10 protein-coding genes are annotated in these 13,391 nt (G+C 64.7%); 7 read left to right on the top strand and 3 right to left on the bottom strand.

Going from position 1 to position 13,391, the window contains the following annotated elements; all coding sequences use genetic code 11:
- Positions 1-22 precede the first annotated feature (22 nt).
- Genes ACZ0AV_RS13500 through ACZ0AV_RS13490 form a run of 3 tightly spaced genes read right to left on the bottom strand, consistent with a single transcriptional unit; the run spans position 23 to position 5,273 of the window.
- Complete coding sequence (locus ACZ0AV_RS13500) at positions 23-3,106, bottom strand: efflux RND transporter permease subunit (RefSeq protein ID WP_499151497.1); 3,084 nt, start codon at positions 3,104-3,106, stop codon at positions 23-25.
- Positions 3,103-4,167 (bottom strand): efflux RND transporter periplasmic adaptor subunit, encoded by a 1,065-nt coding sequence (locus ACZ0AV_RS13495; protein ID WP_499151496.1) that lies wholly within the window; start codon positions 4,165-4,167, stop codon positions 3,103-3,105. Before ACZ0AV_RS13495 ends, ACZ0AV_RS13500 begins: the two co-directional genes overlap by 4 nt.
- Entirely contained in the window at positions 4,164-5,273 is a 1,110-nt protein-coding gene (locus tag ACZ0AV_RS13490) for an efflux RND transporter periplasmic adaptor subunit (protein ID WP_499151495.1), read from the bottom strand. The genes ACZ0AV_RS13495 and ACZ0AV_RS13490 overlap by 4 nt, the downstream gene beginning before the upstream one ends.
- 151 nt (positions 5,274-5,424) lie before the next feature.
- Between ACZ0AV_RS13490 and ACZ0AV_RS13485 the strand changes: the two genes are divergently transcribed.
- From ACZ0AV_RS13485 to ACZ0AV_RS13455, 7 genes are all read left to right on the top strand, one after another.
- A complete protein-coding gene (locus ACZ0AV_RS13485) occupies positions 5,425-6,486 on the top strand; it encodes a PA0069 family radical SAM protein (protein WP_499151494.1) in 1,062 nt (353 codons plus the stop codon).
- Between the two features lie 283 nt (positions 6,487-6,769).
- On the top strand, positions 6,770-7,495 hold the full coding sequence (locus ACZ0AV_RS13480; RefSeq protein ID WP_499151493.1) for a carbonic anhydrase: 726 nt from the start codon (positions 6,770-6,772) through the stop codon (positions 7,493-7,495).
- Between the two features lie 342 nt (positions 7,496-7,837).
- Positions 7,838-8,743: a helix-turn-helix domain-containing protein gene (locus ACZ0AV_RS13475; protein ID WP_499151492.1), complete on the top strand. Its 906-nt coding sequence runs from the start codon at positions 7,838-7,840 to the stop codon at positions 8,741-8,743.
- Between the two features lie 224 nt (positions 8,744-8,967).
- On the top strand, positions 8,968-10,278 hold the full coding sequence (locus ACZ0AV_RS13470; RefSeq protein ID WP_499151491.1) for an ABC transporter substrate-binding protein: 1,311 nt from the start codon (positions 8,968-8,970) through the stop codon (positions 10,276-10,278).
- A gap of 208 nt (positions 10,279-10,486) precedes the next feature.
- Positions 10,487-11,419: a carbohydrate ABC transporter permease gene (locus tag ACZ0AV_RS13465; protein ID WP_499151490.1), complete on the top strand. Its 933-nt coding sequence runs from the start codon at positions 10,487-10,489 to the stop codon at positions 11,417-11,419.
- Positions 11,420-11,429: 10 nt separating this feature from the next.
- A complete protein-coding gene (locus ACZ0AV_RS13460) occupies positions 11,430-12,263 on the top strand; it encodes a carbohydrate ABC transporter permease (RefSeq protein ID WP_499151489.1) in 834 nt (277 codons plus the stop codon).
- 15 nt (positions 12,264-12,278) lie between these two features.
- Positions 12,279-13,385: an ABC transporter ATP-binding protein gene (locus ACZ0AV_RS13455; RefSeq protein ID WP_499151488.1), complete on the top strand. Its 1,107-nt coding sequence runs from the start codon at positions 12,279-12,281 to the stop codon at positions 13,383-13,385.
- Positions 13,386-13,391: the final 6 nt, after the last annotated feature.

The raw sequence follows: 13,391 nt of genomic DNA, 5'->3' as shown, positions 1-13,391 counted from the left end.
CTGCTGGGCAGGCGCATCGCCGCTATTCTTTGACCGTTTGGTTCTGCGGGTCGTCCTCGCGAATGCGGTACCACGCCACGTACAGGGCCGGCAGGAACAGCAGGGTCAGCAGGGTGGCGCTGAAGATGCCGCCGATCATGGCGTAGGCCATTGGCCCCCAGAACACCTCGCGGGCGATGGGGATCATGCCCAGGCTGGCGGCTGCGGCGGTCAGCAGGATCGGCCGGCGACGGTGCCGGGTGGCGTCGATGACCGCCTGCCAGGGCGAGTCGCCGGCGCGTTCGAACTCGTCGATCTGGGTCACCAGGATCACCGAGTTGCGGATGATGATGCCGATCAGCGCGAGGATGCCGAGAATCGCCACGAAACCCATGGGCGTGCCGGTGGGCACCAAGGCCAGCACCACGCCGATCAGCCCCAGCGGCGCTACGCTGAATACCAGGAAGGTCTTGGCCACGCTGTGCAGCTGGATCATCAGGAAGGTGGCCATCAGGAACAGCATCAGCGGCAGCACGCTGGCGATCGGCCCCTGGGCCTTGCCGCTTTCCTCGACGGTGCCGCCGGTGGCGACGCTGTAGCCGTTGGGCAGCTCGCTGGAGAACTGCTGGATATCCGCTGCCAGGTCGGCAACCAGATCGGTCGGCTGGATATCGCTGACCACCGCGGCCTTGAGCGTAATGGTCGGCTTGCGGTCGCGGCGCCACACCAGCGGCTGTTCCAGCTCGTAGCCCACGGTGGCGAAGGCGCGCAGCGGGATCGCCACGCCGCTCGGGGTGACGATCTGCAGGTTTTCCAGGGTCTGCGGCGAGCTGCGTTCGCTGTCTTCGGCACGGCCGATCACGTCGATGAGGTAGATGTCATCTTTCACCTGGGTGACCGTGGTGCCGCTGACGATGCTGTTGAGCAGGTTGGCGACGTCTTCGGAAGAAAGCCCGAACTGGCGCGCCTTGTCCTGGGCGATGTCGATGCGCAGCACTTTTCCTGGCTCGTTCCAGTCGTAGACCATCTCGCCGATGTCCGGGTTCTTGTCCAGCAGGGTGGCCAGCTCCAGGGCATGCTTGCGCACCTGGTCGACGTTCGGGCCGCTGATCCGGTACTGGATTGGCCGGCCCACCGGCGGGCCCATCTCCAGGGGCTGGACGAAGCTGCCGATGCCGACGAAATCCTCGCGCAGGCGTTTCTTCAATTTGCCGACCAGACGATCACGGGCCTCGATGTCCTGGCTGACGATCACCAACTGGGCGTAGAACGGGTTTTGCAGTTGCTGGTCCAGCGGCAGGTAGAAGCGCAGCGCGCCCTGGCCGATATAAGTGCTCCAGCGGGCGATGTCCGGGTCGTCCTTGAGGCTGGCCTCGAGGCGGTCGACCTGGGCGCGGGTTTCGTTGATCGAGGCGTTCTGCGGCAGGTTGAGGTCGACGAGAAGTTCCGGGCGATCCGACGCCGGGAAGAACTGGCTCTGCACCATTGTCATGCCGGCGATCGACGCCGCGAACATCGCCACGGTGATGCCAATCGTCCACCAGCGGTTCCGCATTGACAGCAGCAGACCCTTGTCGAAGGCACGGGCGATGCGGCCCGGACCGCTTTCCTTGGCCTTCATGCGTTTGGGCAGGATGTGCACGGCGATCACCGGCGCGAACACCACGGCCACCAGCCAGGACAGCGACAAAGCCACGGCAATCACCGCGAACAGGGTGAAGGTGTACTCGCCGGCCGAACTGGCATTGAGGCCGATGGGCACGAAGCCTGCCACCGTCACCAGCGTGCCGGTGAGCATCGGGAACGCCGTCGAGGTGTAGGCGAAGGTGCCCGCGTCGTGCAACGAGTCGCCCTTTTCCAGCCGTGTGACCATCACCTCGACAGTGATCATCGCGTCGTCGACCATCAATCCCAGCGCGATGATCAGTGCGCCGAGGGAGATGCGCTGCATGGTGATGCCGCTGTACTCCATGAACATGAACACCATGGCCAGCACCAGCGGAATCGAGCAGGCGACCACCAGCCCGGCGCGAATGCCGAGGCTGACGAAGCTCACCAACATGACGATCAGCACGGCCTCGAACAGCGCGCGGGTGAAGCCGCTGACGGCTTCCTCGACCACCTCGGCCTGGTCGGACACCACGTGCACGCCAACGCCCACCGGCAGCTCGGCGGTCAGCTCGTCCATGCGCGCGTGCAGGGCTTTACCGAAGGTCTGGATATTGCCGCCGTCGCGCATGGCGATGGCCAGGCCGATGGCCGGCGTGCCGTTGTAACGGAATAGCGATTGCGGCGGGTCGACGTAACCGCGGCTGATCTCGGCGATATCGGTCAGCCGATAGAAGCGGTCGTCCAGGCGCAGGTTGACGTTGCGCAGGTCGGCTTCCGAGGCGAACTGGCCGCTGGTGCGCACGGAAATACGCTCCGGCCCGGCCTCGATGACGCCCGAGGGGGTCACTGCGTTCTGCGCCTGCAGGCTCTGGATCACCTGGCTCTGGTCGATGCCCAGGGCGGCCAGTCGGCGCGTCGAGAAGTTGAGGTAGAACACCTCGTTCTGCTGGCCAACCATCTGCACCTTGCCCATGTCGGGCACGCTGCGGATCTCGGCGCGCACCTGCTCCACGTAGTCGCGCAGCTGGCGCATGTTCAGGCCGTCGCCGGTGAAGGCGTAGATGGAGCCGAACACGTCGCCGAATTCGTCGTTGAACGAGGGGCCCTGCAGGCCCTGGGGAAACTCGCCGCGAATGTCGTCGATCTTCTTGCGCACCTGGTACCAGATGCCCTCGATGTCATCGGCCTTGGTGGTGTCGCGCAGGAACACCATGACGGTCGATTCGCCGGGCCGCGTGTAGCTCTTCACGTAGTCCAGCGAGTCCAGTTCTTCGAGCTTCTTCTCGATGCGGTCGGTGACCTGGCTGAGGGTTTCGTCCACCGTGGCGCCCGGCCAGCGGGTCTGGATGACCATGGTCTTGATGGTAAAGGCAGGGTCTTCCTCGCGGCCCAGGTTCATGTACGAGATCACGCCCATGAGCAGCGACACGAACATCAGGTACCAGACGAACGACTGATGGCGCAGCGCCCAGTCGGAGAGGTTGAAGCCGTTCTTGCGCGGCGCCTGTTGATTCATGGTGCCACGCCCTCATCGATACGCACTGCCTGGCCATCCTTGAGCTCGCTCAAGCCGGCGCTGACTACTTTATCGCCCGGCGCGAGGCCTTCGACGCTGATCTGTTGCCCGTCACGGGCTACCACCTGCACGGCACGCGGATGCACGGTCTTCGTGGCGGTGTCGATGACCCACACGCGGGCCTGGCCGTCGACTTCCTGCAGTGCACCGACTGGCAGCAGGCTGCGCGGCGTCTGCGTGCGAGTGAGGCTGACGGCCACGGCGGTGCCGAGGCGCAGGCCCGGCGGCGTGTCGGCCAGGGTCAGACGGGCGCGGCGGGTGCGCGTTGCAGCGTCGGCACGCGGCGCCAGTTCGCGCAGCGTGCCACGGGTAGCGATGCTCGGGTCGAGCTGAGAAACCACGTTGAACTGCACGGCGTCATCAAGCGCATCGGCGACATCCACGGGCAGGTCGAAGACTGCTTCCTTGACGTCCGGGCGGGCGAGGGTAACCACTTCCTGGCCGGCGCCGACCACCTGGCCTGCCTCCACGTGCCAGGCGGTGACCACGGCATCGAATTCACTGCGCAGGGTGCCGTAGGCGACGCGGTCGCGGGCCTGCCGCGTGGCGGCTTCGGCCTGTTCGCGGCTGCTGCGGGCGTTGCTCAATTCGGTTTGCGCCTGTTCGAGCATGGCCTTGGCGCCGACGCCGCGGTCGAACAGCTCCTGCTGGCGGCGGGCGTTGGCCTGGGCGTTGATCCACTGCGCCTCGCTGCGCGCCTGATCACCTTCGCTGGCGCGCAGGGCATTCTGCTGGTCTGTCGGGTCGAGGGTGGCCAGAGTGGTGCCGGCCTGCACCTCGGCACCGGCATCCACCAGGCGCTGGGCCACGCGGCCGCCAACCCGAAAGCCCAGGGTGCTCTGCACGCGCGCCTCGATGGTGCCGGCGAAGCGGCCGAGCACCTGCTGGTCCTGCTGCTGCACCTGGGTGTACAGCACCGGGCGGATCGGTTCGGGCTTCTCCTCCTCGGCGCAGCCTGCCAGCAGGGCGACGAGCAGCACGAATGGGATAGCCCGGTTCATGGCTTCTGCTCCTGCGTGTGCTTCTGCTCACGGGCCTCGGCGATCTCCACTTTCTGGCCCGGATGCAGCAGTTGCCCGCCGGCCACCACCACGCGGTCGCCATCTTCCAGGCCGGCGCGGATGATCACCTTGTCGGTCAGGTAACGGCCCACCTGCACGGGGTGCAACTGGGCGACATCGCCGTCGCCAAGGCGCCACACCGCAGGCTCGTGTTCGGCCTTGGTCAGCGCCGACCACGGCAGCTCGACGCTGGGCACGGCCGGGTTGCTGACCGCGGCGCTGACGGTCGCGCCCAGGGTCATGGCGGCCGGCACCTGCGCGAGGCCGACCTTGATCTGCACCGTGCCGCTTTGCGCCGATACTTGCGGGTTGACCTCGCGCACCGTGCCCGCCGCGCTCACCTCGGGGTTGTCCAGCAGGCTGACGCGCAGTTGCTGGCCCGGCTCGACCAGCAGCGCTTCGAACACGTTGAACACCGCATCGCGTTCTCCCTCGCGGGCCAGGCCGAAGATCGGCGTGGCCGCCTGCACCACCTGGCCCACTTCGGCCTGGCGGGCGGTGATCACGCCATCGCTGTCGGCGCGCAATTGGGTGTAGCCGCTCTGCTCGCGGGCGTCGGCCAGTTGCGCCTCGGCTGCAGCCAGGCTGTTGCGCGCACTGCGCTCGCTGGCCAGCGCGCTGTCGTATTCGCTGCGGCTGGTGTAGCCCTTGGGCAGCAGTTGCTGCTGGCGCCACAGGTTGGCCGCGCTCAGCTTGAGCTGCGCACGTGCAGCTTCGGCGGCGGCCTCGGCGGAGCGCACGGCGTTGCGCTGGTCCTGCGGGTCGAGGCGTGCCAGCACCTGGTCGGCCTTTACGGTGTCGCCGACATCGACCAGGCGCTCGATGATCTTGCCGCCGATGCGAAACGACAGGTCGGTCTGCACCCGCGCCTGGATGTCGCCGGTCAGCGTGGCATCCGCGGCATAGTCGATCTGGCTCACCGTGGCCACCTTGACCCGCGGATGTTGCGGCTCCGGCGGCGCGTCGTCGGCGCAGCCCGCCAGCAGCGCGAATGCCAGCAAGGCCCCGGCACAACGAGGCGAAGCGATGAGGAATACGGGCGGCATGCGGGCTCCGGCATGGCAGGAAGCAGGTGTGTGTGCAGATGCGACCGCGGTGGGCGACGAACGGTTCAGGCAACCTCTTCTGACGAAGGTGGCTTGTGCAGGAACCGATTAAGCGAATACTGTGTTTATATACAGCTATCGAGTCCGTCTCATGAATCCGACCACCGCCCCGCGCGGCCGCGGCACCGCCAGCCAGCCGCATAATCGTTTCGCACCGACCACCACCGAAGCCGAGGATGACGGCTGGTTCCAGGAGCAGACGCCGCAGACCTTCGTCACCGAAGTGCGCCACGAGCGGGCGAAGACGGTGATCAGCCGCAACAGCTCGCCGGATGTCGGCTTCGACCGCTCGGTGAACCCTTATCGGGGCTGCGAGCACGGCTGCATCTACTGTTTCGCCCGGCCCAGCCATGCTTACTGGGACCTGTCGCCAGGCATCGATTTCGAAACCAAGCTGATCGCCAAGACCAACCTCGCCGAGCGCCTCGAGGAGCAGTTGAGCAAGCCGGGTTACGTACCGGCGCCTATCGCTCTGGGTATCAACACCGACGGTTACCAGCCCATCGAGCGTGAGCATCAACTGACCCGCCAGGCCCTGGAAATCCTTCTGCGCTATCGCCATCCGGTAAGCATCATCACCAAGAGTGCGCTGATCCTGCGCGATCTCGACCTGCTCGAAGAACTGGCCAGCCGCAACCTGGTCAGCGTGTCGTTCAGCGTCACCACCCTGGACGACGAGCTCAAGCGCATCATGGAGCCGCGCACCGCTGCGCCCAGGGCGCGTTTGCGGGCGATGAAAACCCTGCACGAGCACGGTGTGCCGGTCGGCCTGATGGCCGCACCGATGATTCCCATGATCAATGACATGGAGCTCGAACGGCTGCTCGAGGCGGGCCGCGATGCCGGGGCGAGCTCGGCGGGCTACGTGCTGTTGCGCCTGCCACTGGAGATCGCCGGGCTGTTCGAGGAGTGGTTGCAAAGCCATTTCCCCGAGCGTGCCGAGCATGTGATGAGCCTGATCCGTCAGTCGCGCGGCGGGCAGAACTACGACAGCCGCTTTGGCGCACGCATGAAAGGTGAGGGCCATTTCGCCGAGTTGCTGGCCCAGCGTTTTCGCCTGGCGCGGCGGCGCTACGGCTACGACGGCAGCAAACGGGCCATCCTCGACTGCTCGCAGTTCGCGCCACCCGGCCAGCAGATGGGGCTGTTCTGACGGCTGCGTCGTTGTTGGAATTCCCGGGTGTCGCTGCGCTCGACCCAGGCTACGGGTATGGCGGAGAGCGGCGCTGGGTAGCCTGGCGTTGAGCGAAGCGATACCCAGGGCGCGATGCCCCGCACTCCATCGTTACACCCCGTGACCGGATATTTGTTGCCCAGACGTGCCTTGAATCGTGCTGGCACAGTCCAAGCCTTCGACCACTTGTCGGTAACCCTGCCGACTGGGAAGCTTCTGCACTGTCTTAGGCTTCGCTCCCATCCGTAAACGAGGTAACACTATGCCTGGTAATCATCGCCCTACTGATGGCAAGTCCGATAAGAATGCCGCTTCTGCCGCCGAAGCGCTGGATCACCTGGTCGATGGCTTCCTGCGCTTTCGTCAGGATGTGTTCCCGCAGCAACAAGCGCTGTTCAAGAAGCTGGCCCATGCCCAGTCGCCGCGTGCGATGTTCATCACCTGCGCCGACTCGCGCATCGTCCCCGAGCTGATCACCCAGAGCGAGCCAGGCGACCTGTTCGTGACCCGCAACGTCGGTAACGTGGTGCCACCTTATGGGCAAATGAACGGTGGCGTCTCCACTGCCATCGAGTACGCCGTGGCGGCCTTGGGTGTGCAGCACATCATCGTTTGCGGCCACTCCGACTGCGGTGCGATGAAGGCGGTGCTCGACCCCGCCACCCTGGAGCGTATGCCGACGGTCAAGGCCTGGCTGCGCCATGCCGAAGTCGCCAAGACCGTGGTCGCCGACAACTGCGGTTGCGCCGACCACACCACCCTGGGTGTGCTCACCGAGGAAAACGTGGTGGCCCAGCTCGATCACCTGCGCACGCACCCGTCTGTCGCATCACGCCTGGCTGCCGGGCAGCTGTTCATCCATGGCTGGGTGTACGACATCGAAAGCTGCCAGATCAAGGCCTACGATGCGGAAAATGGCGGCTTCCGCCAGATCGGCGACGGCCCGCTGCCGATGGCCACGCCTCGCGCGCGTTATCCACAAGGCTGATCCGCCACCGGGGTCACCGTTGGTAGGATGGGTCGGGCCGCGTAGGTGCAACCTATCACCACATTGATGGGTTGCATCCATCCTGGGTTTGAACCGGGTAGTGGGAGCGGGCGGGGACGCCTAGTCCATGCCCGCGATTCGCGCGCATGGCGCGCTCCCGCAAAAGCAGATTTGTAGGATGGGGCGTGCCACGTAGGTGAAACCCCTCCTGCAAATCTACGGACTGCGCTCAACCAGCGAACCCGCTGGACTGTGCTAGGGTCTTTAGTCGGTCGGTTGGCCCGCGTTTGAAGCGCGGCCAACCGGCAATCACCGACAAGAACAAGACGATGCCGCGCAGCCATGTCCCGAACGCAAAGAACGCTCGACCCTTCCTATGAGCTGATGGATGACCACGAAGGTCATTCGCTGATCTATCGCCAGCACGGCTTTCCCAGCCCGCTGGTGCGCTGGCATTTCCACAAGGAATACGAGCTGCACCTGATCGTCGCCAGCTCCGGCAAGGTGTTCATCGGCGACTACATCGGCAACTTCTCACCCGACACCCTGTTTCTTACCGGCCCCAACCTGCCGCATAACTGGATCAGCCAGATGGCGGCGGGCGAGGCAGTGGCCGAGCGCGACATGCTGGTCAACTTCACCGACGACGTGCTGGAAAGCGGCACCGCAGCATTCGCCGAGCTCAAGGACCTGCAGCCGCTGCTCAGCCGCGCCCATTACGGCATCGAGTTTCGCTGCGCACGCACCATCGCCGAGGCGCGCCAACTGCTGCAGCGCATCGCCGACTCCCAGGGCATGACCCGCCTGGGCAATTTCTTCATCCTCATGGAGCTGCTCGCTGCCTGCGACGACTACCAGTTGTTGTCGGACAGAACTGCCGCGCAGTTGGCGGACGAGCATCATGTCGAGCGCATCAACCGCGCCGTCGATTACATCTTCCAGCACTACGCCCAGGAGCTGACCCAGGAAGAAGTCGCCGAGTACCTGGGCATGACGCCGACCTATTTCTCGCGCTTCTTCAAGCAGGCCACCGGGCGCGGTTTCGTCGAGTTCGTCAATCGCATGCGGGTGAGCAAGTCCTGCGAGCTGCTGACCCAGAGTGACAAGCCGGTGACCGAGGTGTGCTTCGAGTCCGGCTTCAACAATATCTCCAATTTCAACCGGCGCTTCCAGCAGCTCAAGGGCATGACGCCCAGCGGCTATCGCCGGTTGGTCACGCAGCGGGTCACCGCGCAAAACCTGTACTGAATCGGTCGCCTCTCATTCGATGCAAAGGCTGCCAAAGGCCCGTTTTTGAGACTCCTGGTAGATTTCATTGCCGCTGAGCTCTGCATTTTCAGTGCAAAAAAGTATCGGTTGCAGTGCAGTCGAGGCGTTGTTCGCCTTTGGCCGTAGGGGTGTAATCCGGGTCGGCCCACAAAAACAATAATGTCTCCTGCGACTGATCCGGTCAGGGAGAGGAGTTCAAGACCATGAACCATTCGATCAAAGTACTTGTTGCCGCTTCCTGCCTGGCGCTCACCGTTGGTGCGCAGGCTGCCGAGACCGTGACCATCGCCACGGTCAACAACAGCGACATGATCCGCATGCAGCGCCTGGCGAAAACCTTCGAAGAACAGCACCCGGACATCAAGCTCAAGTGGGTGGTGCTCGAAGAGAACGTGCTGCGCCAGCGCCTGACCACCGACATCGCCACCCAGGGCGGCCAGTTCGACGTGCTGACCATCGGCATGTACGAAGCGGCGCTGTGGGGCGACAAGGGCTGGCTGGAGCCGATGAAGGACCTGCCCGCCGATTACGCCCTCGATGACGTGTTCCCCTCCGTGCGCGAAGGCCTGTCGGCCAACGGCCAGCTTTACGCCCTGCCGTTCTACGCCGAAGCGTCGATCACCTATTACCGCACCGACCTGTTCGAGCAGGCCGGGTTGAAGATGCCCGAGCAGCCGACCTGGGAGCAGATGGCCGAATTCGCCGGCAAGCTGCACCAGCCGGACAAGGGGCAGTACGGCATCTGCCTGCGCGGCAAGGCCGGCTGGGGCGAGAACATGGCGCTGATCACCACCATCGCCAACGCCCATGGCGCGCGCTGGTTCGATGAGCAGTGGAAACCGGAGTTCACCGGTAGCGAGTGGAAGAACGCGCTGAACTTCTACGTCGACACCATGAACAAGTACGGCCCGCCGGGCGCCTCGAGCAACGGTTTCAACGAAAACCTGGCGCTGTTCAACAGCGGCAAGTGCGCGATGTGGGTCGATGCCAGCGTGGCTGGCTCGTTCGTCACCGACAAATCCCAGAGCAAGGTCGCCGACTCGGTGGGCTTCACCTTCGCGCCGACCCAGGTCACCGACAAGGGTGCCTCCTGGCTGTATTCCTGGTCGCTGGCGATCCCTACCAGTTCCAAGTCCAAGGACGCCGCCAAGACCTTCAGTGCCTGGGCCACGTCCAAGGCCTATGCCGAGCTGGTCGCCGAGAAGGATGGGGTGGCCAACGTGCCGCCAGGCACCCGCGCCTCGACCTACAGCGAGGCCTACATGAAGGCCGCGCCTTTCGCCAAGGTCACCCTCGACTCGCTGAAGAAGGCCGACCCGGCCAACCCCAGCGCCAAGCCGGTGCCGTACGTGGGCATCCAGCTGGTGACCATTCCCGAGTTCCAGGCCGTTGGCACGGCAGTCGGCAAGCTGTTCGCCGCCGCCCTGACCGGGCAGATGAAGCCGGAGCAGGCGCTGCAGGCTGCCCAGCAGAGCACCGAACGGGAAATGAAGCGCGCCGGCTACCCGAAGTAACGGCACCACGAGCGTTCCCACGCTCTGCGTGGGAACGCCTCTTCGCCCCCGAGTCAGCAGACGCGGAGCGTCCTGATATGCATTCCCACGCAGTATGTAGGGTGGACAACGCGAAGCTTGTCCACCGCTCTATGCCGCCAATGGTGGACAAAAAGAGCGTTGTCCACCCTACGTCAGGCGAAGCGCAGCAACGATCAGAGGATTCACCATGGCTATCTCCACCGTAGAAAATCGCACGCAGCCTGCCGTTAATCCGGCCGGCCGCAAGCGTCGTGCGATCAAGCCCGGCTGGTTCCTGGTCAGCCCTTCGGTCATTCTGCTGCTGGTCTGGATGATCGTGCCGCTGGGCATGACCATCTATTTTTCGCTGATCCGCTACAACCTGCTGTACCCCGGCGAGAACGATTTCGTCGGCCTGGAAAACTTCGAATATTTCGTCACCGACGCCGCCTTCCTGTCCGGCGCCGGCAATACCCTGCTGCTGGTCGGCAGCGTGCTGTTGATCAGCGTGGTGTTCGGCGTACTGATCTCCGCACTGCTGGAGGCCAGCGAGTTCTTTGGCCGGGGCATCGTGCGGGTGCTGCTGATCTCGCCGTTCTTCATCATGCCCACGGTCAGCGCGCTGCTGTGGAAGAACCTGATCTTCCATCCGGTGTCGGGGATCCTCGCCGCGGTGTGGCAGTTCTTCGGCGCCCAGCCGGTGGACTGGCTGGCGCACCACCCGCTGTTCTCGATCATCCTCATCGTGTCGTGGCAGTGGCTGCCGTTCGCCATCCTGATTCTGATGACCGCCATGCAGTCGCTCGACCAGGAGCAGAAGGAAGCCGCGCGCCTCGACGGCGCCGGTCCGCTGGCGATCTTCTGGCACCTGACCCTGCCGCACCTGGCGCGGCCGATCGCCGTGGTGGTGATGATCGAAACCATCTTCCTGCTCTCGGTATTCGCCGAGATCTACACCACCACCAGCGGCGGTCCCGGTTATGAATCCACCAACCTGGCCTACCTGATCTACACCCAGGCGCTGCTGCAGTTCGACGTGGGCATGGCCTCCGCCGGCGGGCTGATTGCCGTGGTCATCGCCAACATCGCCGCCATCGTGCTGATCCGCATGATCGGCAAGAACCTGACCGACAAACAGTGAGGGCGCCGAGATGCTGACACTCAAACAGTCCCGTCGCCTGCAAAGTGTGCTGGTCGGCACGCTGGCCTGGGCCGTGGCCGCGCTGATCTTCTTCCCGATCTTCTGGATGGTGCTGACCAGCCTGAAGACCGAGCTGGATGCCTTCGCCACGCCGCCGCAATTCATCTTCACGCCGACCTTCGAGAACTACCTGCACATCAACGATCGCAGCGACTACTTCTCGTATGCCTGGAACTCGGTGCTGATCTCCTTTTCGGCCACCCTGCTGTGCATGCTGATCGCGGTGCCGGCGGCTTACTCGATGGCGTTCTTCGAGACCAAGCGCACCAAGGGCACGTTGCTGTGGATGCTGTCCACCAAGATGCTGCCGCCGGTTGGCGTGCTGGTGCCCATCTACCTGTTGGCCAAGCAGTTCGGCATGCTCGACTCGCGTATCGCGTTGATCGTCATCTATACCCTGATCAACCTGCCGATCGTGGTGTGGATGGTGTACACCTATTTCAAGGACATCCCTGGCGAGATCCTCGAAGCGGCGCGCCTGGACGGCGCCACCACCTGGCAGGAAATCGTTCGCGTGCTGCTGCCCATCGCCCGTGGCGGCCTGGCCTCGACCATGCTGCTGTCGCTGATCCTGTGCTGGAACGAGGCGTTCTGGTCGCTCAACCTGACCAGCTCCGCCGCTGCGCCGCTGACCGCCCTGGTGGCGTCCTATTCAAGTCCCGAAGGCCTGTTCTGGGCCAAGCTTTCCGCCGTTTCGACCCTCGCCTGCGCGCCCATCCTGATCTTTGGCTGGATCAGCCAGAAGCAGCTGGTGCGTGGCCTGTCGTTCGGCGCCGTCAAATAATAAGGGGTTGATTCCATGGCTGATTTGAAAATCCGCAACCTGAAGAAAGGCTTCGACGGCACGGCGATCATCAAGGGCATCGACCTGGATATCGAGAACCGTGAGTTCGTGGTGTTCGTCGGCCCGTCCGGCTGTGGCAAGTCCACGCTGCTGCGCCTGATCGCCGGGCTGGAGGAAGTCTCCAGCGGCACCATCACCCTCGATGGCACCGACATCACCGACACCGCCCCGGCCAGGCGTGACCTGGCGATGGTGTTCCAGACCTACGCCCTGTACCCGCACATGACGGTACGCAAGAACCTCTCCTTCGCCCTCGATCTCGCTCGGGTCGGCAAGCAGGAGGTGCAGGAAAAGGTCGCCAACGCGGCGCGCATACTCGAGCTGGACGCCCTGCTCGAGCGCAAGCCCAAGCAGCTCTCCGGCGGCCAGCGCCAGCGCGTGGCCATCGGGCGCGCCATCGTGCGCAACCCGAAGATCTTCCTGTTCGACGAGCCACTGTCCAACCTCGATGCTGCCCTGCGCGTGCAGACCCGCCTGGAACTGGCACGCCTGCACAAGGAGCTCAAGGCGACGATGATCTACGTGACCCACGACCAGGTCGAAGCCATGACCCTGGCCGACAAGGTGGTGGTGCTCAATGGCGGCCGCGTGGAGCAGGTCGGCTCGCCGCTGGAACTCTACAACCACCCGGTGAACCTGTTCGTCGCCGGCTTTCTCGGCACGCCGAAGATGGGTTTCCTGCGTGGCCAGGTGGAGGGCGTCGACAGTGCTCGCTGTCAGCTGCGCCTGAGCTGCGGCGCCGCGCTGGATCTGCCCCTGGCCGGCACCGGCCTGCGCAACGGCGACCAGATCACCCTGGGCATTCGCCCCGAGCACCTCAACGTGGTGCCGGCCGGGCAGGGCCGCTTGCAGGCCACCGCCGACGTCAGCGAGCGCCTGGGCAGCGACACCTTCTGCCATGTGCGCGTTGGCGAGGAAGAGCTCACCGTGCGGGTGCGCGGCGACTTCTCGCCGGCCTACGGCGAAGCCCTGGCGCTGGATTTCGACCCGGCCCACTGCCACGTTTTCAACGCCGATGGCCTGGCCCTCGACAAACGCATCCAGGCCGGCCAGGCCGCCTGACGCGCA

The sequence above is a fragment of the Pseudomonas sp. AC532 genome, from assembly GCF_979258965.1.
This window is presented reverse-complemented; position numbering and strand designations above follow the sequence as displayed.

Coding starts and splice junctions, on each gene's coding strand:
- ACZ0AV_RS13500 (WP_499151497.1), bottom strand. CDS start 3,106: ATGAATCAACAGGCGCCGCGCAAGAACGGCTTCAACCTCTCCGACTGG.
- ACZ0AV_RS13475 (WP_499151492.1), top strand. CDS start 7,838: ATGTCCCGAACGCAAAGAACGCTCGACCCTTCCTATGAGCTGATGGAT.
- ACZ0AV_RS13470 (WP_499151491.1), top strand. CDS start 8,968: ATGAACCATTCGATCAAAGTACTTGTTGCCGCTTCCTGCCTGGCGCTC.
- ACZ0AV_RS13495 (WP_499151496.1), bottom strand. CDS start 4,167: ATGAACCGGGCTATCCCATTCGTGCTGCTCGTCGCCCTGCTGGCAGGC.
- ACZ0AV_RS13485 (WP_499151494.1), top strand. CDS start 5,425: ATGAATCCGACCACCGCCCCGCGCGGCCGCGGCACCGCCAGCCAGCCG.
- ACZ0AV_RS13490 (WP_499151495.1), bottom strand. CDS start 5,273: ATGCCGCCCGTATTCCTCATCGCTTCGCCTCGTTGTGCCGGGGCCTTG.
- ACZ0AV_RS13455 (WP_499151488.1), top strand. CDS start 12,279: ATGGCTGATTTGAAAATCCGCAACCTGAAGAAAGGCTTCGACGGCACG.
- ACZ0AV_RS13460 (WP_499151489.1), top strand. CDS start 11,430: ATGCTGACACTCAAACAGTCCCGTCGCCTGCAAAGTGTGCTGGTCGGC.
- ACZ0AV_RS13480 (WP_499151493.1), top strand. CDS start 6,770: ATGCCTGGTAATCATCGCCCTACTGATGGCAAGTCCGATAAGAATGCC.
- ACZ0AV_RS13465 (WP_499151490.1), top strand. CDS start 10,487: ATGGCTATCTCCACCGTAGAAAATCGCACGCAGCCTGCCGTTAATCCG.